Source organism: Acinetobacter sp. YH12106 (assembly GCF_013418995.1).
Lineage (GTDB): Bacteria > Pseudomonadota > Gammaproteobacteria > Pseudomonadales > Moraxellaceae > Acinetobacter > Acinetobacter pseudolwoffii.
Genome location: NZ_VPAV01000003.1, coordinates 240,681 through 265,981, shown reverse-complemented (window position 1 = coordinate 265,981; position 25,301 = coordinate 240,681). Strand labels below are relative to the sequence as shown.

At 40.3% G+C, this 25,301-nt stretch carries 18 protein-coding genes, 6 tRNA genes and 1 CRISPR repeat array; of the genes, 18 read left to right on the top strand and 6 right to left on the bottom strand.

Features of this window, described 5'->3' with window-relative positions:
• Window positions 1-193: transposase (locus FTU45_RS05190; RefSeq protein WP_180076057.1), on the bottom strand; the 193-nt coding region annotated here is incomplete at its 3' end.
• 693 nt (window positions 194-886) lie between these two features.
• Here FTU45_RS05190 and cas12a point away from each other — a divergent pair.
• The 5 genes from cas12a (at window position 887) to FTU45_RS05165 (ending at window position 8,367) form a co-directional block, all read left to right on the top strand.
• Complete coding sequence (gene cas12a / locus FTU45_RS05185) at window positions 887-4,795, top strand: type V CRISPR-associated protein Cas12a/Cpf1 (protein ID WP_180076056.1); 3,909 nt, start codon at window positions 887-889, stop codon at window positions 4,793-4,795.
• Between the two features lie 62 nt (window positions 4,796-4,857).
• Window positions 4,858-5,406: a type V CRISPR-associated protein Cas4 gene (gene cas4 / locus FTU45_RS05180; protein WP_180076055.1), complete on the top strand. Its 549-nt coding sequence runs from the start codon at window positions 4,858-4,860 to the stop codon at window positions 5,404-5,406.
• Between the two features lie 9 nt (window positions 5,407-5,415).
• Window positions 5,416-6,396, top strand: coding sequence for a type V CRISPR-associated endonuclease Cas1 (cas1, locus tag FTU45_RS05175; protein ID WP_180076054.1), 981 nt, complete (start codon window positions 5,416-5,418; stop codon window positions 6,394-6,396).
• Entirely contained in the window at window positions 6,365-6,670 is a 306-nt protein-coding gene (cas2, locus tag FTU45_RS15610; RefSeq protein ID WP_373685049.1) for a CRISPR-associated endonuclease Cas2, read from the top strand. Before cas1 ends, cas2 begins: the two co-directional genes overlap by 32 nt.
• A 115-nt stretch (window positions 6,671-6,785) precedes the next feature.
• Window positions 6,786-7,958: direct repeats of the CRISPR family, unit length 36 nt; unit sequence GGCTAACAGCCTTTTAAATTTCTACTGTGTGTAGAT.
• Between the two features lie 142 nt (window positions 7,959-8,100).
• The gene (locus FTU45_RS05165; protein WP_067765981.1) at window positions 8,101-8,367 is read left to right on the top strand and encodes an AlpA family transcriptional regulator; all 267 of its coding nucleotides are present in this window, start codon (window positions 8,101-8,103) and stop codon (window positions 8,365-8,367) included.
• Window positions 8,368-8,397: 30 nt separating this feature from the next.
• On the opposite strand, the gene FTU45_RS05160 is transcribed toward FTU45_RS05165, so the two are convergent.
• The 4 genes from FTU45_RS05160 to FTU45_RS05145 form a co-directional block, all read right to left on the bottom strand.
• Entirely contained in the window at window positions 8,398-9,651 is a 1,254-nt protein-coding gene (locus tag FTU45_RS05160) for a tyrosine-type recombinase/integrase (protein ID WP_373685738.1), read from the bottom strand.
• Between the two features lie 168 nt (window positions 9,652-9,819).
• Window positions 9,820-9,909: transfer RNA gene (locus FTU45_RS05155), tRNA-Ser, on the bottom strand.
• A gap of 87 nt (window positions 9,910-9,996) precedes the next feature.
• The gene (locus tag FTU45_RS05150) at window positions 9,997-12,033 is read right to left on the bottom strand and encodes an NADPH-dependent 2,4-dienoyl-CoA reductase (RefSeq protein ID WP_180076051.1); all 2,037 of its coding nucleotides are present in this window, start codon (window positions 12,031-12,033) and stop codon (window positions 9,997-9,999) included.
• 140 nt (window positions 12,034-12,173) lie between these two features.
• Window positions 12,174-12,527, bottom strand: a complete 354-nt coding sequence (locus tag FTU45_RS05145) for a hypothetical protein (RefSeq protein WP_074383039.1) — start codon at window positions 12,525-12,527, stop codon at window positions 12,174-12,176.
• 247 nt (window positions 12,528-12,774) lie between these two features.
• On the opposite strand from FTU45_RS05145, the gene argG reads away from it, so the two are divergent.
• A complete protein-coding gene (gene argG, locus FTU45_RS05140; protein ID WP_100328771.1) occupies window positions 12,775-14,115 on the top strand; it encodes an argininosuccinate synthase in 1,341 nt (446 codons plus the stop codon).
• Window positions 14,116-14,180: 65 nt separating this feature from the next.
• Here the strand turns inward: argG and FTU45_RS05135 are convergent, their stop codons facing one another.
• Complete coding sequence (locus tag FTU45_RS05135; protein WP_180076050.1) at window positions 14,181-15,461, bottom strand: diguanylate cyclase; 1,281 nt, start codon at window positions 15,459-15,461, stop codon at window positions 14,181-14,183.
• A gap of 151 nt (window positions 15,462-15,612) precedes the next feature.
• On the opposite strand from FTU45_RS05135, the gene pyrC reads away from it, so the two are divergent.
• From pyrC to FTU45_RS05075, 12 genes are all read left to right on the top strand, one after another.
• Complete coding sequence (gene pyrC / locus FTU45_RS05130) at window positions 15,613-16,647, top strand: dihydroorotase (protein WP_034608601.1); 1,035 nt, start codon at window positions 15,613-15,615, stop codon at window positions 16,645-16,647.
• Entirely contained in the window at window positions 16,632-17,291 is a 660-nt protein-coding gene (rnt, locus tag FTU45_RS05125) for a ribonuclease T (protein ID WP_034608604.1), read from the top strand. The genes pyrC and rnt overlap by 16 nt, the downstream gene beginning before the upstream one ends.
• Before the next feature lie 20 nt (window positions 17,292-17,311).
• Window positions 17,312-17,387: transfer RNA gene (locus FTU45_RS05120), tRNA-Glu, on the top strand.
• 163 nt (window positions 17,388-17,550) lie between these two features.
• Entirely contained in the window at window positions 17,551-20,079 is a 2,529-nt protein-coding gene (locus FTU45_RS05115) for a TonB-dependent siderophore receptor (RefSeq protein WP_180076049.1), read from the top strand.
• 80 nt (window positions 20,080-20,159) lie between these two features.
• On the top strand, window positions 20,160-20,309 hold the full coding sequence (locus tag FTU45_RS05110; protein WP_167381251.1) for a hypothetical protein: 150 nt from the start codon (window positions 20,160-20,162) through the stop codon (window positions 20,307-20,309).
• Window positions 20,310-20,518: 209 nt separating this feature from the next.
• Window positions 20,519-20,594, top strand: a tRNA-Glu gene (locus FTU45_RS05105).
• Between the two features lie 112 nt (window positions 20,595-20,706).
• Complete coding sequence (locus tag FTU45_RS05100; RefSeq protein WP_005096383.1) at window positions 20,707-22,119, top strand: amino acid permease; 1,413 nt, start codon at window positions 20,707-20,709, stop codon at window positions 22,117-22,119.
• A gap of 81 nt (window positions 22,120-22,200) precedes the next feature.
• Window positions 22,201-23,106, top strand: coding sequence for an alpha/beta hydrolase (locus tag FTU45_RS05095; RefSeq protein WP_100328775.1), 906 nt, complete (start codon window positions 22,201-22,203; stop codon window positions 23,104-23,106).
• Between the two features lie 131 nt (window positions 23,107-23,237).
• Window positions 23,238-23,313 (top strand) — tRNA-Glu (locus FTU45_RS05090).
• A gap of 24 nt (window positions 23,314-23,337) precedes the next feature.
• Window positions 23,338-23,413 (top strand) — tRNA-Glu (locus FTU45_RS05085).
• A 46-nt stretch (window positions 23,414-23,459) separates the two neighbouring features.
• Window positions 23,460-23,535: transfer RNA gene (locus FTU45_RS05080), tRNA-Glu, on the top strand.
• Window positions 23,536-23,828: 293 nt separating this feature from the next.
• On the top strand, window positions 23,829-25,250 hold the full coding sequence (locus tag FTU45_RS05075) for an iron-containing redox enzyme family protein (RefSeq protein ID WP_100328776.1): 1,422 nt from the start codon (window positions 23,829-23,831) through the stop codon (window positions 25,248-25,250).
• Window positions 25,251-25,301: the final 51 nt, after the last annotated feature.

The following is a 25,301-nucleotide window of genomic DNA, read 5'->3' as shown; positions in this document are numbered from 1 at the left end:
GTAATTTGATCATTAAGCAGCATTGAATCGCTGTATCGGAGTAGGTTTGATTTCGACCTTGCTTGCCTTGTGATTGTGCATACCACTGAGTCTTTGGATCAAACCAAATGGAAATATTACCTCGGTTAATTAAGGCTCGGTTATAGGATGACCAATTGGTTGTACGGTAGATTTTAGAGGCAGGCTTATTCATTTTGAAATTATATTGCTGAATAAGCTTTTGATGCTAGGTTTGTGCAACAAAGCCGTTAAATATTATTTTGGGGTTAAATCATAGTCGCATAAAAAGTAATAGGCAAGCTGTTTTAAGAGCGATTACAACTCAACTATCTAAGCACAAAGGAACAGTACCCAAAAGTGAATTACAGAGTTTATTGAGCAAATGGAGCAACGTAGATGCAGAGGGTAAAAAGATACCATATTGTGGAGTAGCTATATTTTATCTTAAAAATAAGATTTCAAAAGCTTCATAATTTTAGTTAAAAATTACTTTTTAAAGAAATGTAAAAAAACAAGTATTCATGCTTAGTTTTTTGTGCGATTCATCATGTTCCACAACATAGATTAGCTAAATTCAGCCAATTTTTAGTATAAATATCCTAAGAATATTGCCCATACTATTTGATAACTAATGTTTTGGGGTTCAGGGGGTCGCCCCTGACAAGCCCTGTTGCGTACCAAAAATCGATCCGTAGGATTAATTTTTGTAGCTACAGGTAGGCTTGCTTAATTAACTTCATTAATAACGTGCTTATACACGATTACTAACAGCTACTCCTCTAAAAAACAGTACGACATATTTTGTCGTATCTTCCTATGAGAGAGATTGACTAAAAAACATATATCTAGCAAAGTTATTTCAACATTAAAAATGAAAGCTAAATATATGAATTATCAACTACTTTTTCAAAAATTTGTACACTTATATCCAATTTCCAAAACTTTACGTTTTGAATTGATTCCACAGGGTGCAACGCAGAAATTTATTACAGAAAAACAAGTCTTGCTACAAGATGAAGTCAGAGCACGTAAATACCCTGAAATGAAACAGGCAATTGATGGCTACCATAAAGACTTTATCCAACGTGCACTCGGCAATATTGATAGCCAATCATTTGAACAGGCATTACAGACTTTTCAAGAATTATTTCTCCGTTCTCAAGCAGAAAGATCGACTGAAGCCTATAAAAAAGAATTCGAAACAACGCAAACGAAACTGAGAGAGTTAATCGTTAATAGTTTTGAGAAAGGCGAGTTTAAACAAGAATATAAATCTCTTTTCGATAAAAATTTAATCACCAATTTATTAAAGCCTTGGGTCGAAAAACAGAGCCAAACAGGTGACAACAACTACACCTATCATAATGACTTTAATAAATTTACTACCTACTTCTTAGGTTTCCATGATAATCGTAAAAACATTTATAGCAAGGAACCCCACAAAACTGCCCTTGCCTATCGTTTAATTCATGAAAATTTACCTAAATTTTTAGAAAACAATAAAATTTTACGCAAAATTCAAAATGATCACCCAGCATTATGGGAACAACTGCAAGCACTTCATCACACCATGCCACAACTGTTTAATGGTTGGGATCTTTCGCAATTGCTGCAAGTGTCATTCTTTAGCAATACCTTGACCCAAACAGGGATTGACCAATACAACACCATCATTGGTGGTATTTCTGAAGGTGAAAACCGTCAGAAGATTCAAGGTATTAATGAACTCATTAATTTATATAACCAAAAACAGGACAAGAAAAATCGTGTCGCAAAACTTAAACAACTCTATAAACAAATTTTAAGTGACCGTAGTACCCTATCTTTTTTACCACAACAATTTGCAGATGATGCTGAGCTGTATCATGCAATCAATATGTTCTACTTGGACCATTTACACTATCAAAGCATGGTCAATGGTCACTCTTATACGCTCTTAGAACGTGTCCAATTGCTCATCAATGAATTGGCCAACTATGATTTGAGTAAAGTCTATTTAGCACCGAATCAACTGAGTGCTGTTTCACATCAAATGTTTGGAGATTTTGGTTATATCAGTCGTGCATTGAGCTACTATTATATGCAAGTGATACAACCTGATTATGAGCTGTTATTAGCAAGTGCCAAAACAACCGCCAAAATTGAAGCAATCGAAAAATTAAAAACTGCATTTTTAGATGCCCCACACAGCCTAGTGGTGATTCAAGCTGCCATTGATAAGTATCTGCAATTACAACCAAGTAGCAAGCCACATACACAATTGACCGACTTTATTATTTCCTTGCTCAAACAATACGAAACTGTAGCGGATGATCAAAGCATTAAAATCATTAATATTTTTAGTGATATTGAAGGCAAATATAGCTGTATTAAAGGCCTAGTCAATACTGAGTCTACGTCTGAGTCGAAACGTGAAATATTACAAAATGAAAAACTGGCGACTGATATTAAAGCCTTTATGGATGCCATTAACAATGTCATAAAATTACTTAAACCATTTGCACTGAATGAAAAGCTGGCTGCAAGTGTAGAAAAAGACGCTCGTTTTTATAGTGATTTTGAAGAAATTTATCAGGCATTATTGGTATTTGTACCACTGTATAACAAAGTCCGCAATTACATTACGCAAAAACCGTATAGCACTGAAAAATTTAAACTGAATTTTAATAAACCCACTTTACTGAGTGGTTGGGATGCCAATAAAGAAGCCGATAATTTAAGTATTTTGCTTAGAAAAAATGGCAATTATTATTTGGCGATCATGGACACAGCCAAAGGCGCGAATAAAGCCTTTGAGCCAAAGGCACTAAATCAACTCAAAGTCGATGATACTACCGATTGCTATGAAAAAATGGTCTATAAGCTGTTGCCAGGACCAAATAAAATGTTCCCTAAAGTCTTCTTTTCGGAAAGTCGTAAAGCACAATTTAATCCACCACAACACATCATCGAATCATACAACAAAAAAGAGCATATTAGCAGTGAAGCCCATTTTGATCTTAAAAAATGCCATGCACTGATTGATTGGTTTAAACAATGTATTGAGTTACATGAAGATTGGAAGCACTTTAATTTTAAATTCTCACCGACGTCTCAATACAGCAACATCAGTGATTTTTATAAAGAAGTCAGCGAACAAAATTACAAAGTCCATTTCCAAGACATTCCTGCCGACTATATTGAGCAATTGGTGGCTGAAGGCAAACTGTATTTGTTCCAGATTTATAACAAGGACTTTTCACCACATGCCAAAGGCAAAGAAAATTTACATACTATGTATTTTAAAGCCTTATTTAGTGAGGAAAATTTAAAACAGCCTGTCTTTAAACTGAGTGGCGAAGCAGAAATGTTCTACCGCCCTGCCTCACTACAATTGGAAAACACCACTATTCATAAAGCGGGGGAAGCAATGGTGGCGAAGAATCCATTGACACCAGATGCCACTCGTACTTTGGCTTATGACATTATCAAAGATCGACGTTTTACCACCGACAAATATTTGTTGCATATCCCGATTAGTTTAAATTTTCATGCACAAGAATCGATGAGTATTAAAAAGCATAATGACTTAGTCCGTCAGATGATTAAACATAATCATCAAGATCTGCATATCATTGGAATCGACCGTGGTGAAAAGCATCTACTCTATGTCAGTGTGATCGATTTAAAAGGCAACATTGTCTATCAAGAAAGCCTAAACAGTATTAAATCGGAAGCGCAAAATTTTGAAACGCCTTATCATCAACTATTACAACATCGTGAAGAAGGTCGTGCGCAAGCCCGTACTGCATGGGGAAAGATTGAGAATATTAAAGAACTCAAAGATGGCTATTTAAGTCAAGTGGTGCATCGTATTCAGCAGTTAATCTTAAAATACAATGCGATTGTGATGTTAGAAGACCTCAATTTTGGATTTAAACGTGGTCGTTTTAAAATTGAAAAACAAATTTACCAAAAATTTGAAAAAGCCCTGATTCATAAGCTCAATTATGTGGTTGATAAATCTACCCAAGCTGATGAACTTGGTGGCGTACGAAAAGCCTATCAATTGACCGCCCCATTTGAATCATTTGAAAAATTAGGTAAACAATCAGGGGTGTTATTTTATGTCCCTGCTTGGAACACCAGTAAAATTGATCCTGTCACTGGTTTTGTCGATTTGCTCAAACCAAAATATGAAAACCTAGACAAAGCCCAAGCCTTTTTTAAAACTTTTGATAGCATCATTTTTAATGCCAAAAAAGACTATTTTGAATTTAAGGTCAATTTAAATCAGTTTGCAGGACTGAAAGCACAAGCGGCTCGAGCTGAATGGACAATTTGCTCCTATGGTCCTGAACGCCATGTGTATCAAAAGAAAAATGCCCAGCAGGGTGAAACAGTCATTGTAAACGTGACTGAAGAATTAAAAGCCCTGTTTGCAAAGAACAATATTGAAGTTGCAGAAGGTGTTGAACTGAAAGAAATGATTTGTGCCCAAACACAAGTCGACTTCTTTAAACGTTTGATATGGCTATTACAAGTATTGTTGGCACTGCGTTATAGCAGCAGTAAAGATAAACTCGATTATATCTTGTCGCCTGTTGCCAATGTACTAGGTGAGTTTTTTGATTCACGCCATGCATCGACACACTTACCACAAGATTCCGATGCCAACGGTGCATACCATATTGCTTTAAAAGGTCTATGGGTGATTGAACAACTCAAAACTGCTGCAAATACGGAGAAAGTAAATCTTGCCATTAGCAATGATGAGTGGCTACGCTTTGCGCAAGAAAAACTATATCTGACTTAAATCGTAATGCCCGAATAGTTTTTCTATTCGGGCTTTCTATTTCAGTATCGAGGAGCATACTGATGGAACACTTTATCAATATTAGTTTACTCAACGATTTTATTTTTTGCCCCTATTCCATTTACTTACACAATGCCTATATGGGCTTAGATGAAAAACAATATCACGATATCCCTCAAACTAAAGGAAAGCACGCACACCAAAGTATTGATCACGCTACACATAACACCAGTGCACATATTTTACTCGGTACAGAAGTCTATAGTGAGCGTTATGGCTTGACTGGCAAAATTGATATGTTTGACATTAAGAAAGGCAAACTTACAGAACGCAAAAGAACCATAAAAACCATTTACGACGGCTATAAATTACAACTCTATGCGCAATATTTTTGCCTCACTGAAATGGGCTATGAGGTCAAAAGTTTAAATTTTCATTCTTTAACGGATAATAAAAATTTCCCTCTACCCTTACCTGATGCAGAGATTACCGCATGGTTTGAAGATCATATTTTAAAATTTACGTCCTATCATCCATCTCAAGATCTTGTGGCTAATCCCAATAAATGTCGTTTTTGTATTTATAACAATTTATGTGACAAAACAGAATAAGGACCAAATATGCTGAATTTATCTGATATAGAACAGCGTAATATCATTTTATTGCATAGTTTTGATGGCGAATATAAACTCAAAGTGTCTTTAGGCAATATTCAAATTGAAAACCAAGAAGGCGAAGTTCTAACTAAACTTAGCCGACAAACGACCTTAGCACTTTTTATTATTGGGCATTATACGCTCAGCAGCCCATTGATTGATCACTGCCAAAAGAATGCTATTGCTTTAACCGTCTTTAATACGCATTTACGCCCGATTTTCTTTCTATCTCAAGGAGCAGAGGCCAATTTTCTATTAAGGCAAAAGCAGTATCAGATATCAACAGATTTAGCTTTTGAGTTTGCTCAAAAAATTGTTGCCAATAAAATCCTTAACCATGTACATCTACTGAAATTAAAAAGAAAAAAATCTGATAAATTGAAAGATGCATTCGTACAACTACAAAATTATCACGATGCGATCATAGATACACAAGGTTTAGATCAACTCATGGGGATTGAGGGTAATTGTGCCAAATTATATTTTAAGCATCATTTTGAAGCCATTGATTGGAAAGGTCGAAAACCGAGATTAAAAATAGATCCCATTAATGTGGTTCTAGATATGGGTTATACCCTGTTATTTAACTACATCGAAACCAATGCAAAACTCTTTGGATTTGATCCCTATGCAGGGGTATTACATCAACTTTGGTTTAAACGAAAATCTTTAGTTTGTGATTTGGTCGAGCCATTTCGCTGTATTGTGGATCAACAAGTTCTAAAAAGTTTTCAACTTAAACAATTTCAGCATGATCATTTTACTGTGATCAAGCAAAGGTACGTATTACAAAATCAACATATTAAAAAATATAATGAAATTTTAATGACCAGCATTTTAGTGCATAAATCTGAAATATTTGTTTTTATTCAACAGTATTACCGTTGTTTTATGAAGCAACAGCCTGAACGTTATGAAAACTTCGAGTTCATTCAGGAGGAATAAATCCATGATTATTGTCAGTTATGATATTAGCGATAATAAGTTACGCACCCAATTTTCACACTTTCTAATGGAATATGGTGATCGATTACAGTACTCCGTCTATGAAATCAAAAACTCAAATCGCGTATTAAATATTATTACTGCAGAGATCGAAAATAGATTTGAAAAACGCTTTAGCAATGCTGATAGTGTGTTAATATTTAGATTCCATGAACGAGAATTAATTCGTTATGGTCATGCAACACACAGAACAATGCGTTTAGTGTCGTTGTAGCTGCAAACCTCCGTCTTCATGCCAAAAATGATGCACTTTAAGGAGATATTTGATGTTTTTTCTGTATTTTTTTAGAGAATATCAATATTTTAGCTTTATTTTAATGCAAAAACGGGGCTAACAGCCTTTTAAATTTCTACTGTGTGTAGATCAATATTCCACTGCTGTGAACTTGCAGGGCTAACAGCCTTTTAAATTTCTACTGTGTGTAGATAGCAAAAGCCAATTTTAAGCCTGGTTTGGCTAACAGCCTTTTAAATTTCTACTGTGTGTAGATGAGTGGCTTTACGCAAGTTCTGGTAGGGCTAACAGCCTTTTAAATTTCTACTGTGTGTAGATAATAGGGTTCTTCTATTTCGCCAAGTGGCTAACAGCCTTTTAAATTTCTACTGTGTGTAGATCTCTAAGTGGTCATAACGACATTCATGGCTAACAGCCTTTTAAATTTCTACTGTGTGTAGATAATTTACCCTATTGATTTACCCCTTGGGCTAACAGCCTTTTAAATTTCTACTGTGTGTAGATGCTCAAGCCTAAGCGTTTACGTTCAATGGCTAACAGCCTTTTAAATTTCTACTGTGTGTAGATATTAAACAGTGCGTTGTTCCATCACCGTGGCTAACAGCCTTTTAAATTTCTACTGTGTGTAGATCTTGGTCGTGTTCGTAGTGAAGTGTGGGCGGCTAACAGCCTTTTAAATTTCTACTGTGTGTAGATCTTCCTGAATCTACATTAATAAGCACGAGGGCTAACAGCCTTTTAAATTTCTACTGTGTGTAGATCTGAAAAGTCTGAACCATTTTTTTTTATGGCTAACAGCCTTTTAAATTTCTACTGTGTGTAGATCTGAACTGGCGTGTCGCCCTCCTTAAATGGCTAACAGCCTTTTAAATTTCTACTGTGTGTAGATTTATTACGGCGTTAGTTCATCGAATTGGGCTAACAGCCTTTTAAATTTCTACTGTGTGTAGATCTTCAATTTAAGACTTATGCGCCAGAAGGCTAACAGCCTTTTAAATTTCTACTGTGTGTAGATTATTGTTGAGCGTAATTCATTACCAAAAGGGCTAACAGCCTTTTAAATTTCTACTGTGTGTAGATTGCAGCTCCACCATCGGCTCAAGATATGGCTAACAGCCTTTTAAATTTCTACTGTGTGTAGATCAGATTCTAAATTACGTTCAAAGGTCGGCTAACAGCCTTTTAAATTTCTACTGTGTGTAGATGTGATGAGTGAGTGGGGTTATCGCTCGGCTAACAGCCTTTTAAATTTCTACTGTTTAAATCCAAAGATAACAACTCAACCTACTTAAAAAAATCTTTTCTATTTTTCCCTCATTTTATACTTTTAGACTTGTCTATTTTTTTCTTTTGCTAAGCTTCTCATTAAGCAATCTTGCTTAACTATAAAAATAAGGAGTAGACAGACAATGTCTATTGCAAAACTTTATCGAGTAAAAGATCTCGTAAACTATCCAGCACGTACTGGTAAGGTCTATGTAGACCGTTCTGGTCGAACACGAACACTCTCCCATCGTGATGCAACCACTGGATTACTGAACATTTCAGAGTCCATGCTTTGGAAGCTTGTAAAGCGTGGGGATTTCCCTGCCCCCACTTATATTACTGCAAGTATGCCAACATGGTCTGAGAATCAAATCAATGAATGGTTAGCAAGTAAAAATAGAGCTGCATAGCGACTATTTTATTTCTCTTAAAGCCTGTCACTAGACAGGCTTAAATATATATAAATTATATTTAGGTCTGAGTCTCGGTTTACCCATAAGCTCATATAAGTGATCCGCCCAATCCTGCATCATATCTCTTCGCTCTTCTAAATATTTTGCTCGGTTATAAGCAAGTCCATTTGGATCTTTAACTCGATGTGCCAGTTGATGCTCAATATAATCGATACGCTTCTTTAAGACTTCATCAAGGATTGTTCTTGCTGATGCTCTAGATCCATGGGCTGTATGCTTTCCTGCAAAGCCTAATCTTTCAAGTGCTTTATTCATGGTATTTTCAGAAATATAGTTCTTTCCATCCCGTCCAATAAAGAAGTATTCACTATCGGGATATAAGTCAATGATGGATTCAAGCAATTCAATAGCTTGTATTGACAGTGGTACGATATGATCTTGCTTAGTTTTACTGCTTACAAATTTTAAGCATCGTTCATCTTTATAATAATATGCTTTCTTAAGGCTTCTAATCTCTCCAGGGCGTTGAAAGATCAACAAAGAGATCTTGAGTGCCACTTGCGTCGTAATCATGCTTCTAGGGAACTGCTCAGGGTAAATCCATATCGCTTTGACTAATGCACTTAAGTCTTTCGCCTCAGTTACGGCTGGATGGTTTTTTTTCGGTGGTGTAGGTAATTCAATATCTTCAATCGGGTTGTAAGTTATGAGTTTTCTTTTTCTAGCAAATTTAAAGATTTGATTTAAGTCGGACTTTAATCTTTTAGCAACAGCATAAGCTTTTCTCTCAAGAATAGGCTGAAATACCCGATCCTCCAGTAGCTCCAATGTTAATTGATCAAAACTCAACTTCCCTATATATGGCAGTGCGTCATGCTCTAAGCGACGAATTGTTTCGCTGTCTTGCTTTTGTTCTACTTTTCGCTTGTCTAGCCATTTAGATGCAATCACGGCAAAGGTATTTTCTATTTCATGTCGGCGTTGGTGTTTAGCTTGTAAACGTTTTGTTGTTGGATCAATCCCCTGTTGAATAAGTATCTTGTACTCATCTCTAATTCTACGTGCATCTTCTAAAGAGATTTCGGGATACGTACCGAGGGATACTTCATTGCGCTTGTTTGTATATGGGCGGGTATAATTAAATATCCAATACCGACTACCATTCGGATCAACACGAAAGTAAAGATTTCCACCATCACCAATCTTTATGCTCTTTTGAGGATCAGCTTTCAGTTTTTTAATTTGTAGTGCTGTGAGCTTATTTTGAGTACGTGCCATGATAAAAAACCACGCAAAAAAATGTAGTAAGTTTTAACTTACTACATTTCTTACTACTTTATAACCGTCGATTTACGTCAAGTGTCAACGTGCGTCGTACCGTTATATTCCAACATTAACCAATATAATCAATCGCTTATATTGTGCTAAGCAATGTTGGAAAGTTTTGTATGGCGGAAGCGGTGAGATTCGAACTCACGGAGGACTCACACCCTCGTCGGTTTTCAAGACCGGTGCATTAAACCGCTCTGCCACGCTTCCATGGGCGCAATAATACGGCGCTTTTATGTAACTGACAAGTGAAAGTTACAGTGAATCTGATTAACTGCATATAGTTTCATCAAATCCCTACAATTTGGCGGCCAATTCGGCTCCTTCACGAATGGCACGCTTGGCATCCAGCTCGGCAGCCAGTTTAGCCCCACCAATAATATGATATTGTGCCAAGGTATTTTCCCCGGCAAGTGGCATCAAATCTTTTACCGACTCCTGTCCTGCACACACCACAATACTATCCACACGCAATAATTGAGCGTGGCCATCCACCTCAATCCATAAGCCTTCATCGGTAACAGATTTATATTGCACACCGCGCAACATGCGCACCGCGTGTTTTTTTAATTGGGCACGATGTACCCAGCCTGAAGTCTTGCCTAGGCCTGTGCCAAGCGGTGTCTTTTTACGTTGTAATAAATAAATTTCACGAATAGGTGCTTCAATTTCTGCACCTTGCATGCCGCCTTCACTGACATAATTTGGATTCGGGTCTACACCCCATTCACGTTTCCATTCATTCACTGGTTGCGGCTGTACCTGATGCGGCGGCTTTAACAAAAACTCGGACACATCAAAACCAATACCGCCTGCACCAATGACTGCAACACGATCTCCGACTGGCGCACCGCGTAGTACTTCTGCATAAGACAAGACTTGCGGTGCCTGACTGCCTTCGATCTTAAGCGCTCGCGGCACGACACCAGTCGCGACAATGACTTCATCAAAACCTTCACGTTCCAGCTGTTCACGGTTCACTTGGGTATTTAATCGCACATCAACGCCGGTTTTTTCCAATTGGACTTTAAAATAACGAATCGTTTCGTGAAACTCTTCTTTCCCCGGAATGACTTTAGCCAGATTAAACTGTCCACCCACTTCATGACTGGCCTCAAACAGCGTCACATCATGCCCGCGACTGGCTGCGACTGTGGCCGCAGACAGCCCTGCAACACCACCACCGACCACTGCAATACTTTTGGCTTTTTTGGTTTTGACATAGACCAGTTCGGTTTCATAGCCGGCACGTGGATTGACCAGACAGGTTGCGCGCTGGTTTTTAAAGGTATGATCCAGACAGGCCTGATTACAGGCAATACAGGTATTGATTTCATCAACACGATTGGTCGCGGTTTTATTGACCCAGAAGGCATCTGCCAAGAATGGACGTGCCATCTGCACCATGTCTGCCTGGCCGGAAGCCAGAATTTCTTCAGCAGTATCTGGCATATTGATCCGGTTCGATGCAATGACCGGCACCGCCACGTGCTTTTTCACTTCAGCGGTATAATCGACAAAAGCTGCACGCGGTACAGAAGTCACAATGGTGGGAATACGTGCTTCATGCCAGCCAATACCGGTATTGAGTAAAGTAATCCCCGCCTTTTCCAAAGCTTTAGCCACGGTAATCACATCTTGCATGGTATTGCCATCATGTACCAGATCCAGAAGCGACAAACGGAAACAGATAATAAATTTTTCGCCAATTTCCTCACGAATCGCTTTGACAATTTCTACGGCAAAACGCATCCGGTTTTCGATCGGGCCACCCCAACGGTCAGCACGCTGATTGACATGCCGGCTTAAAAACTGATTCAGCAAATAGCCTTCAGAACCCATGATTTCTACGCCATCATAGCCGGCTTTTTTTGCAATACTGGCCGTTCTGACATAATCCTGAATGGTATTCAGAATCTGTTTATCTGACATTTCACGTGGTTTAAAGGGAGAAATCGGCGACTTGATCGGGCTGGCCGAGACCACAAAAGGCTGATAGCCATAACGTCCGGCATGCAGAATCTGCAACAGAATTTTGGCACCATGCTTATGCACTGCATGCGTCACCAAACGATGCGGCGCAATGTCCCCCAAAGTATTCATGGTACCGCCCGCCGGTAACAACCAGCCTTGACGGTTGGGCGATATTCCACCCGTAATCAGCAGACCTGCGCCACCCTTTGCACGCTCACCAAAATACGCAGCCAGTTTGGGATAATTATAAAAACGATCTTCTAGGCCAGTATGCATCGACCCCATCACCACCCGGTTCTTAATGGTGGTAAAACCCAAATGCAGTGGCTTTAAAATGTTGGCATAGCGCGTCGTAGTCATAACAAATCCCTGATTATATTTGGCTGAGCAAGTCATTCCCTTACTTTAACTGATTTTCAGTGGCTTTTTATGACCCGGAGTTCAGCATTTTCAGGCACAAATATCAATCTTTAGAAGAGGATCACTTTCTATTTGGCGGATTAATCCTGCCATTGTCGCGCGCTAGATTTCCATAATGCAATCACGCCCAATACTGTACCAATCGGAAAACTCAGGAGCATCAGGATGGCCATAATTCTGGATAAAGTCCGTCCTGAACCATTGCCCTGTTTGACTTTGATGCTGGCCTGTATATTAAAAAATACCAGGCCGCCTAAAAGCAGCAGCACCATACCTAAACTCAGCGTAGAAATACTGGCTTGCTGATATTCCAGATATAAAAATACCAGTGTACTAAAACCAATCAGACCGGCATAAATCCCATGCAACAGTGCCAGCGTTTCATTCTTGGTTTTAGGATTTAAATTAGGTAAAGGTGGGATGCGAGTCGCCATGCTTTTATTCCTGTTTTATCTGATTTTTAACTTTATTCGGCTGAATATAGCGAATTTTTACTTTTTTAGCAGGATTCTGCTCAAAATCGTGCGATTTATGATTATTTAAGCCTATTGAATATAGATTTTAAAACGAGTTTTTCTTTTCTAAAGCAAACCTAAATAAATTAATGATACAATTGAGACAATATGTATTTTTTCAGGCCACCAATTCTGGCGTGCCTATTTCATATCATTAGGATGAACAATGTCTGATAATGCAACTATCTTGCAGAATGTCCCAGTAGGTAAAAAAGTTGGTATTGCCTTCTCTGGTGGTCTAGATACTTCTGCTGCTCTTTTGTGGATGAAACAAAAAGGCGCTGAACCTTATGCTTACACAGCGAACTTGGGTCAGCCAGACGAAGACGATTACGATGCGATTCCAAAAAAAGCTGAAGCTTATGGCGCAGTAAAAGCACGCTTAATCGACTGCCGTTTACAGCTTGCATTAGAAGGCATTGCTGCAATTCAATGTGGCGCGTTCCACATTTCAACTGGCGGTGTTCCTTACTTTAATACGACTCCTCTTGGTCGTGCTGTTACAGGTACCATGCTTGTCACTGCCATGAAAGAAGATGACGTCAATATTTGGGGTGACGGTTCTACTTACAAAGGTAACGACATTGAACGTTTTTACCGTTATGGTTTGTTGACCAACCCTGCGCTTAAAATTTACAAGCCTTGGCTAGACCAAACCTTTATCGATGAGCTTGGCGGCCGTGCAGAAATGTCGCAGTTCCTGATCGACAACGGTTTTGACTATAAAATGTCAAAAGAAAAAGCCTACTCAACAGATTCAAACATGTTGGGTGCGACCCATGAAGCCAAAGATCTTGAATACCTGAATGCGGGCATCAAAATCGTGGATCCAATCATGGGCGTTGCCTTCTGGAAAGATGACGTAGAAGTTAAAGCTGAAGAAGTATCGATTACTTTTGAAGAAGGTTTCCCTGTTGCGATCAACGGTCAACGTATCGAAGATCCAGTTGAATTCATTCTTGAAGCAAACCGTATCGGTGGCCGTCATGGTCTAGGTATGTCGGATCAAATCGAAAACCGTATTATCGAAGCAAAATCTCGCGGTATTTATGAAGCTCCGGGTATGGCGCTGCTTCATATTGCTTATGAGCGTCTTGTGACCGGTATTCATAACGAAGATACCATCGAACAATACCGCATCAACGGTTTACGTTTAGGCCGTTTGTTGTACCAAGGCCGCTGGTTCGATTCTCAAGCGCTGATGTTGCGTGAAACTTCACAGCGTTGGGTGGCTAAAGCCGTGACCGGTACTGTGACTTTAGAACTGCGTCGTGGTAATGATTACACCATCATGAACACTGAATCTCCTAATCTCACTTATGAAGCTGAGCGTTTGACTATGGAGAAAGGTGATTCTATGTTCTCTCCAATGGATCGTATTGGTCAGTTGACCATGCGTAATCTGGACATTACCGATACCCGCGCAAAACTTGGCATCTATACAGAAACTGGTTTGCTTGCAGTGGGTACAGCATCTGCAGTGCCACAACTGAAAGACAAAAACTAAGTTTTGTTTTTGTTAAAAAACCGCTCTTGATGAGCGGTTTTTTTATGGATAGTTGTTCTTGATGTTTAAAGCATCGAGCCATTGGCGGTATCTGAGTTGACGGAACGAAGTGATTGATAATAAATCTGATTGCGCCCAAGCTGCTTGGCACGATACAACGCCTGATCTGCAATTCCCAATAATATATCTTTATCAGTATCTGTTTCACCACGATAGACGGTAATGCCTAAACTGATGGTAATATGTTTCGCAACCAAAGATTTTTCATGGGGAATTTCCAGACGGTCAATCGCCTTGAAAATATTTGAAGCTACGGCATAAGCACCATGTGCATCTGTTTCTGGCAATAACACAACAAACTCTTCCCCGCCATAACGCGCCACAAAGTCCATATGACGGATCGCATTCTTGATGGTTCTGGCAATGGTTGAAATAACATCATCGCCTTTCTGATGCCCATAAAAATCATTATAGTTTTTAAAAAAGTCCACATCGATAAACAGAATCGCCAAGGCAGTGTCTTCACGACGGGCCCGTTCAAAATACACTTCAAGCGTTTCATCGAAGGTTCTCCGATTGGAAATCTTGGTCAGTTCATCATACTGGCTTAAATGTAATAATTCGGTGGTATGAATACGCTGGATCTGCTCACTGATTCTGGCCCGGATACTGTATAAAAAAATCACACGCTCACGCGCGAAAATCATATGACTAATTACATAACCCAGTAAGCAACTCCCAATCAGAATTCGCCCAAAAACCAGCGGATTAAAGTCTATGGCCATGATTGATAATACAATAATGGTCGTTGCTGCAGCGACCAGTCCGGTGACCAGCATCTGTACAGACTTAATACCGGTCAGGATATAACCCAGAATATAAATAATGGTGACGATTGCCATCGACTGATGTTGTAACGCTGGGGTTTTAACCAACATCGTGATACAGGAAATCGACACCAGCATCCAGAATACCAGCAGCATTGAAGCTTGCGGAAAAAAGCGCTTGATCTTGGGTAAACAGGAAAACATATAAAAGAGAATTAATGACATACCGCCATTCAGTAGCCCGAACATAGACAGCACAAAATCATGCACGAAATATTCTTTACTGATAATCCAGTAATCTGTGGGGATCATCACCACCAGAAAAATAAAATAAGCCAATACCCCACCCCAAACATATTTTTCGACATGTTTGCGGGCACGTTCCAGATTTTTTGTCCAGAATTCCTGTTCCAGATGTTGAGGGAAGACCGGGCCTACACGCTGACTTTGCCGTGTAATTAATTCTTCTATGTTTTCCTTGTCATCTTGTAATTTCGCTAAACTGTACTTGTATTCCATTGCAAGTATTTATGTAATTTTTTTAGTAATTTTAAAATAACATACTTTTTCAAATTAATTTATAGATATCCCTTATTTTGTAGCCCTTTCTCATTACCATTTTTGCTATAGATGGATTATCATTTGTTTTATTTGTTCGACTGAATTTGCCTTGAATACGATTACGATTCTCCAGCCAGATGATTGGCACGTTCACCTGCGTGATGGTTTAGCACTTCAACGTACTGTTCCCGATTTAGCCAGACAGTTTTCTCGCGCAATCTGTATGCCGAATCTGGTACCACCCGTTAAAACCGTTGAAGAGGCCAATGCCTATCGTGAACGCATCATGGCGCACGTACCTGAAGGGATAAATTTCGACCCGCGTATGGTGCTGTATTTCACAGACAACACCCCGGCAAGTGAAGTTAAAAAGATCAAAGAATCTGCGCATGTCAATGCCATCAAGCTCTATCCTGCGGGTGCAACCACCAATTCTGATAGTGGTGTCAGCGACATGAGCAAAGTGTATGGCGTAATTGAGCAGCTTGAAGAGCATCAGGTACCTTTATTGCTGCACGGTGAAGTGACACATAATCATGTCGATATTTTTGACCGTGAAAAGCGCTTCCTGGACGAAGTCCTCGCACCCTTGCTCAGACAGTTCCCTAAGCTGAAACTGGTGTTAGAACACATTACTACCAGCGAAGCAGCAAACTTTGTGCTTGAGCAAGACCGTAATGTCGCTGCAACCATTACGCCGCAACATTTATTGTTCAACCGCAATGACATGCTGGTGGGTGGCATCAAGCCGCATTTCTACTGCTTGCCAATATTAAAACGTCAAACCCATCAGCAAACCTTGCTGGAAGTGGCGACTAGTGGCAATCCTAAATTTTTCCTAGGCACCGACAGCGCACCACATTCAAAAAATGCAAAAGAAAATGCGTGTGGCTGTGCAGGATGTTATAGTGCGCCGACTGCCATTGAGCTGTATGCTCAGGCATTTGATCAAGTGGGTAAAATTGAACGTCTGGAAGGTTTTGCCAGCCACTTTGGTGCAGACTTCTATGGCCTGCCACGTAATACCAGCACCATTACACTGGTTAAAGAAGATCAAGTAATCCCTGAAAGTTTAGACTATTTGGATGGTGAACAGATTATTCCGCTCTATGCGGGTAAAACCATTCAATGGAGAAAAGTGTGACAAATGAAACCCTCCCAATCATTGGTCAACGTTTTCGTGGATTCTTACCTGTAGTTGTCGATGTCGAGACGGCAGGTTTTAATGCACAGACTGATGCATTGCTGGAAATTGCGGCCATTCCGATTGTTTATAATGAGGATGGCCAGTTTGTGCCGGGTCAAGCTTACCATGCACATATCAATCCTTTTGAAGGGGCCAACCTCGATCGCAGGTCACTGGAATTCATCGGCATTGATCCATCGAATCCGATGCGGATTGCCATGGCTGAAGATGAAAAAACCGCATTAAAGCGTATTTTCAAATCGGTCAATGACGTGCGCCGTCAGCAAAACTGTACCCATGCGGTTTTGGTGGGTCACAATGCACATTTCGATTTAGGTTTTGTTCAGGCAGCAATTGCCCGTACCGGCACCAAAAACCAGAACCCGTTCCATAGTTTTTCTGTGTTTGACACGGTGACCTTGAGTGCGGTGATGTTTGGTCAAACCGTACTGGCGAAATCCTGTATTCAGGCCGGGATCGATTTTGATGGCAAAGAAGCTCACTCTGCGTTATATGACACACAGAAGACGGCTGAACTGTTTTGCTATATTTTAAACAAACTCGCGCCTCACCTGCTTGACACTCTGGTGGCGGATCAATAAGATACCGCCATCTTCTAAACGTCCCTATCGTCTAGAGGCCTAGGACATCGCCCTTTCACGGCGGTAACCGGGGTTCGAATCCCCGTAGGGACGCCATATATTTTCCTCTCTTTTCATATTTTTATTTTTCAGCGACTTAAGCTGCTTAAATCTTACACATTTAAAGCCCAATTAATGCAAATAATTCTCATTACTATTGATTGTAGCAATCAAGTTAATGATAATCGCTTTCATTATCTTTCAAAGATTTAACCTTCTCATGCGTTTTGCCTACTCTTCACTTTCACTTGCTATATTGGCAGCTTTATCAACCTCTAGTTTCGCAGAAGAATCCAGTTATCAAGAATCTGTCCCCAATAAGGCAACGCTTAAGTTCAACACGATTATTGTCGAAGCTCAGCAAGGAAATGAAGTTGGGAAAACGATTTATAGCAAAGAAGATTTAGCAAAAACGCCGAATAGCTCAAAGAATATAACTGATTTTTTAAAGGTGAATCCGAATGTGCAGTTTAGCCAATCACAGTTAGCAGCAGGCTCACAAGGTGAACTTAAACCCTCTGAAATTTCTATCAATGGTGCTCAAACCTTCCAAAATAATTTTATTGTGAATGGCGTATCCAATAACCTATTAATTAACCCTGCTGATGGTCCAAGTAACTACAATACATTTAGCACTGGCTCTCAAGCGATGGCTGTCAATACAGACTTACTGTGTGATTTGGAAGTACTCGACAGCAATGTTTCTGCTGAATATGGTCAGTTTACCGGTGGCGTGGTCAATGCAAAGACCTGTGCACCACAAACTGAAATCGGAAAGATTCATGGTACTGTCACATATGATTACACAGAAAGTGACTGGGCTCGCTTTAATGCTGTTAGCCCATTAGAAGAAGAGCTCTTTGAAGAGCCGACTGAAGCCTATCAAAAGGAATATACCAAACAAGGTTTAAGTGCCAATATTTATGGCAAGCTTTCAGAGCAATGGGGGTTTAATAGTTATGCATCAAAACGTAAATCTATTATTCCTGTAATGAGTGGTTTTGATGACCCGAAAAAAATTGATCAAGAACGCAGTAATACCAACATTGGTTCAACCTTCTTCTATAACCCAAGCGAGACAGTGAAAGCTAAATTTGGATTTGATTATGCTTTACTTGACAGCTTGAATTATGCTGAAAGCCGTCGCAACTCAGCCAGTACGCTTGACACAGAAACGACAACAGTGTTTTCAGAGTTAGAACACCACATAGGATCTGTAATATTAACGCATAAACTCAACTTCCAAAGTGCTGATAATGTCCGAAACTCAGAAAACAACTATGGTTTTATTTGGCATTATGCTGAAGGCAGTAAAGATTGGACCGACTCAAAAACCGTATCTGAAGGTACGCTTTTTGGTCAGCTAGAACAAAATCAAACTGCGCTCAACTACGACTTAAAAGCAGCCTTTGATCCATTCAAAATTGGTATGACTCAGCATAAGATTACAGCGGGTACAGGATACACTCATGCAGAAGTGGATTGGAAACGTGCCTCTGATGTATATATGTCAAATGTTTCAGCTGTCAATATGAAAAATTTAGCTAACAATACCTGTTTAGCTGATGATGCTTTATGCGATGCGACACCCACGATTCAAGGTTGGACAGGACAATATGTCGCTGCAGGTTCATTGTATAAAGCTGGACAATTCTCTGCTCAACAAGACCGCTTCAATGCTTTCCTTGAAGACAACATTCAATGGAACGATCAATTATCGACCCGAGTAGGTGTCCGTGCCGACTACGACTCTTTAAGCGGTAATTTCAATATTGCTCCACGTAGTTCCGTGTCTTATAAGCCCTTTGCGAATGACAAACTGCAATTTTTAGCAGGCTGGAATCGTTACTATGGTCAGCAAACATTAGGCACCGAACTCAACGATGGTATTGGTGAGTTGATGTATAAATTCTCACGTGAGAATCCGCAGGCGGACTGGGTCACATCTGCAACGAACTCAGCAAATGCCACACGTCGCTCTGACCTAGACACACCATTTAGTGATGAAACTGTTTTGGGTATCAACACCCAATTACATTCTTGGGATTTAGGTCTTAAGTGGGTGAATCGCAAATACCAAGATGAAATTTCACGTACCCACACCGATATCCCAAAAGATGGTTTCAACTTCTCTTATGAATATAGCAATGATGGTCATGGTGAAGCCGACATCTACACACTCACATTAAAAAATCGTGAAGCTTTGAAATTCGCTAGTACACAGCATTTCATTGCTTTTGGTTTTGACTATAGCGATGTATTCCGCAGTTATACCGATTATACCGACAAATTCATAACCGCAGATCAAGATGAACTCGTGTCCTATAACGGTAAAATTATGCATTGGTCAGAGCGTCCTGCACAAAACTTCAACCAACCATGGACTGCCCGTGTAAATTGGGATATTGCTTTCGATCACGCACCAGTAAAACTCTCAAACTTCTTTAGCTATAAAGACAGTTACGACGATATGATCACAGTGACCAGTAAAGATGACAAAGTAGAATATGAAGGTAATCTTCTTGATACTTATATTGCTTCTGAAATTAAACCTAAATTTATCTGGGATATGCGTACAACTTATGATTGGAAACTTTCAAAAGATTTACATGCAATCTTTGGTTTAACTATTAACAATGTAACTAACCGCACCAACACGTATACCACCAAATCAACAATCGCAAGCAAACCAAGAGTTATGACTGAAATCGGCCGCCAGTTTATCGCCGATGTCACTTTCAAATTCTAAGTTTTATAGAGAGCACTCCGGTGCTCTTTTTAATTTGCTTAGGCTATAATTAATGCAATTTCGTACTTTGTCTATGTGCCATGTTAAAAAAGATCTTACTGGTTTTACTGATTTTAGCTCCTTCACTGCTTTATCTTTATATCGTGAACCGTGAAGAGAAAGTAGAAACACCTGTCGAGCAGACTGCTCCTGCGCATAACTCGACAGAATACCAAACACCCGATCATTAAAATCTGGCTGTTTTAAACTCCTGCCAGCCGCGGGAGTTTCATTTTCCGCCTAAATGACGAGCAAATAAGCCCAATCATTCGACTTATTTAAGCCCTCAATAAAATTAATGCATTACTCCTGTTTAATGTTTGAACTTTTAGCGCTTTTTTATATAAAAGCCTTTTGACAAAAACCAATTGAGTCCTTAATATACGCATCACCTCGCAACGTCCCTATCGTCTAGAGGCCTAGGACATCGCCCTTTCACGGCGGTAACCGGGGTTCGAATCCCCGTAGGGACGCCATCTATTGATCGCATACGATCAAGCCTTATTCAAAATTATTATTAATACATTGCAGATTTGTAGTTTTTCACTACAATAACTCGCTTCATTCTTCTGATTTTTTTCAACTCCTATGCACTCATCTCCGAATGATGCTACGCATCAGGGCAATTCTGCGCCTTTAAAACGCGCTATGAGTACTCGACATCTGGTCATGATTTCGCTTGGTGGCGCAATCGGAACAGGCCTATTTTTAGGGTCGGGTGAAGTCATTGCACAAACGGGGCCTGTAGGTGCCATTATTGCTTATCTCCTGGGCGGCATTATCGCTTACATGGTTATGCTCTGTCTGGGCGAACTTGCTGTTCATATGCCAGAATCTGGTTCATTTGGTGCTTATGCCAAACGTTATATTGGACCGGGTACAGGCTATACCATCACTTGGTTATACTGGCTGACCTGGTCTGTCACTCTGGGAACCGAATTTACTGCAGCCGCCTTGCTGATGCAGGAATGGTTCCCGGATATTTCCATGTGGTTATGGACCATTATTTTTGGTGTCTTTGTATTTAGCTTAAATATGATTTCGACCAAATGGTTTGCCGAATCCGAATTCTGGTTGGCACTGGTGAAAGTAGTCACTGTTGTTGCCTTTATTGTTTTGGGCTTACTGGCCATCTTTGGTGTTTTGGGCTATCAGGGCTACGAAGCTGCGCCTCTATTTACCAACCTGACGGCCCAGGGCTGGTTCCCTGAAGGTCTATTCCCGATTTTTGCGACCATGCTGATCGTGAACTTTGCCTTTTCGGGTACAGAGCTGATTGGTGTTGCGGCGGGTGAAACTGAAGATCCTGCGAAAAATGTCCCTAAAGCCATTAATACTGCAATTTTCCGCTTATTAATTTTCTTTGTGGGGACGATTATCGTGGTGACGGCCTTACTCCCGCATCAGGAAGCTGGCTTGGCAGCTGAAGGTGTCAGTAGCAGTCCATTCGTAACAGTATTCCAGCACATCGGTATTCCTTATGCTGAAGACATCATCCGCTTTGTGATTATCACTGCGTTACTTTCTGCTGCCAACTCGGGCTTATTTGCCGCTTCTCGTATGATGTGGTCATTGTCCTACAGCAAACAGTTACCTGCCGTATTCTCAAGACTCAATGCTCGCGGTGTACCGTATATTGCAGTCATGGTGACCATGCTCGGTGCATTGCCAGGCCTGCTGTCTGAACAGTTTGCGCCAGAAACCATCTTTACCAACCTACTGGGCATTGCGGCGTTTACCATGGTGGTGGTCTGGATGAGTATTTGTTTAAGTCAGTTCAACTTCCGCCGGCAGTGGTATAAACAGGGTCGCACGGTCAAAGAACTGGGCTTTGCAGCACCATTGTTTCCGATTGTGCCGATTTTAGGCTTCGTGTTCTGTTTTATTACCTGTGTCAGTATGGTCTTTGATCCATCAATGCGCATCAGCTTCTTTGGCTGTCTGCTGTTTATTGCAGCCTGCTATGCCAGTTATTATACGTTCTACCATAACAAGTCTTAAGCATCAGCTTTAAAAGAGCGACTTCGGTCGCTCTTTTTTGTCTATACTGATTGTATATTGAGCAGCTTCAATGGTGCGTCGATGAAAATTGTATTTATTCACGGCATGAACAAGCAACAGTATACGGCGCCTTCATTACGCCAACATTGGCTGCATCTTCTCAAAAGAGGCCTCAGAAATAACCCGCAACAGCAAGCCCGTTTTAGCTATTTAAAACGGCATATCCGTATCCCTTTTTATGGTGATTTACTCTCTCGACATCATTTGCATAATCTACTCAATGCCAGCACCTTAATGCCGCAGCAATGGCCGCATTTCCCTTTTCTACATCCGGCACAGCGGCAAGCCGTACCACCAACCAATCAATGCAGATATCAAGTTTGTGATGTGCCCCAGTTAAATCCAGATAAGACACTCAACTTTGATCAAAAGCTGAATTTTATTACAGCATTAAGCAAAGATATTGCCTTGCGGGATTTTGCGGTACTCATTAATTATTTCCCCAGTTTACACGCCAGTTTTTTGCATAAGTTCCTGCTGGAAACCTATCTTTATTTGGCCAATCCGACTTTTATGCAGGAAGTTCATCGGCGCATTCATCATCAACTGCATAGCAGCAAACCACAGATTCTGGTGGCACATTCGCTGGGCAGCGTGATCGCCTATAATTATTTGCTTCAACATCCAGAACTGAATATCCAGCGTTTTATTACCCTCGGATCACCACTGGCATTTCGTGTCATTCAGGCGCATCTTCCGCAACCAATGATAAGACCTGCTGCAATTTCAGGCGATTGGATAAATTTCTATTCACATGATGATTTTCTCACAGCATTCCCCCTCTCAGAAAGCCCTTTTAATTTTCAGCCAGCCATTATCAATCAGGAAATTCGCACGTTTGTGCAACGCCCACACGATATTGCGGGTTATTTACAGCACCCACAGGTATTAACCGCGATGCTGGAATTGCTCAAAAATCCGGCTTAATTCAGGTAATTTTCCAGTATACCCATCAGATTGTTTTAAAATTACGCACTCAATCCAGAAAATCAATTTTTTTATAGAAATGCGTTTGACACCCCCCTGTTTTCACCCTATTATACGCCCACCTCTGAAACGTCCCTATCGTCTAGAGGCCTAGGACATCGCCCTTTCACGGCGGTAACCGGGGTTCGAATCCCCGTAGGGACGCCAATTTTCAGAAGTACATTTTATTAAGTCCCTATCGTCTAGAGGCCTAGGACATCGCCCTTTCACGGCGGTAACCGGGGTTCGAATCCCCGTAGGGACGCCATTACTTCCAGCTAAAAGTAAGGGTTTTAAAATTGATCTTCTGTACTGTCCCTATCGTCTAGAGGCCTAGGACATCGCCCTTTCACGGCGGTAACCGGGGTTCGAATCCCCGTAGGGACGCCATATTCGAGATGGCAACATCTCAACAAAAAAGCCCGGGCATTGCGACTTGGGCTTTTTTGCATTCTGAATATTTAAATATAATTTTTTACCACTCATTAAAATATGCTCTTCGTTACATAGGCTGCCATGTAATTCATATTTTACAATTTGCATTCTTTTAACATTTCTATTCATATAAATATCCGTTCATTTTCATTTAAAGCAATACACCAATAAATTAGAACAAAAATTCAACATCTAGACGTCAAGTCGCACGTTAAGGTAACTGAAGAGATATCTGCAAGGATCAGATTATGTTCGTCAGCACAGAGTTAAGTTTGCCTTTATCGCCAAATAATAATCATAATTATCAATTTAAAAGCTTTAAGGATTGGGTCGACTTTTTTCAAGATACTGAAATCTCGACGAATACCAAAACCGAACAAGCTGAATCTTATTTGAGTGATCTGATTAAAAAACTGAATATAGAAGCACTTGAATGGCTGGATCAACCGGCACAAGTTGAACAGCATCTTTTAGAACAACATCATCAAATTTGTGCCAAGTTTCAGGCTTATCTGGGACGGCGTAAACAGCATCAGGCCCGGGAGTATTTCCCAACGGTTTCACATGCTTTCGAATTTCTATCCAAGGTTGCACCGGTTAAACTGGTCGATGGTTCCTGGTTATATTCCACCGTACATAACTGCAATCAACCCAAGCTGAAAGATTTGATCTATATCTATCTGGAAGAACTGGGTCTGGGACATCCACGTGCCAATCATGTCACCATGTATCAGCACCTGTTAAGTCACTATGAGCTGAACAGTTATGCCGAACAACTGGATGCCAGTTATTATGAGCAGGCCGCGGTACAGTTAGCACTGGCTTATGCGCCGGCCAAATACTTGCCTCTGGTGATTGGTTTTAATCTCGGCTATGAACAGTTGCCGCTGCATCTACTCATTACCAATTACGAATTGGCTGAACTCGGGATTGATCCCCATTATTTCAATGTGCATATTACGATTGATAATGCCCACAATGGCCATGCACAAAAATCCCTGCAAGCCTTTATCCAGCATTATGAGAATGCGGAAGATCCAGAGACCTATCTTGATTTGATCAAGCAAGGCTATCTGCTCAATGACATCGGTAAAAGTTCTTCCCAGATTGTAAGAGAGCTGGATATTGAGCGCATGGCCTTAAAAGTATTCCAGAACAAGGCACTGATTGGCCAATATATTCATAATCAAAAATGTCAGTTTAGTGGCAAAACCATCAATGACTGGTTATCTGATTCGGCACAAATTTTCAAGTTCCTGAACGTGCTGATTGAGAAAGGCTGGATTATTAAAGATGCTCCTGTTGAACAGAGCCGTTTCTGGAAAATGATTGATCATCCTGAAGGTAAAATGTTTGGTGTGTTTAATGCAACTGAAAAACAGATCATTAAAGACTGGATTCAGGGGGCAACTTTAGCAACTCGGCTGTCTTCACGTAGCGCAGCGCCGTCTCAGGCGAAAGTTGAACCTGCCTTAAGCCGTATGGATCAACAACGTTTAAATCAGTTAAAAAATCGCTTTATGCGCTGTGAAGGTGCGGAACAGAAAATTGACTTGCTGATTCCCTATACTTCACCGCATATGCATCATACTGAAGTGGGTTTATGGGCAACCCGTCAACTGGGACAGTTATTATTTCCTTTCCAGACCCAGGCGATGCATTATTCTTAACTATATGATGAATAAAAAACCGGGCATTCTAATTGCCCGGTTTTTTATGCT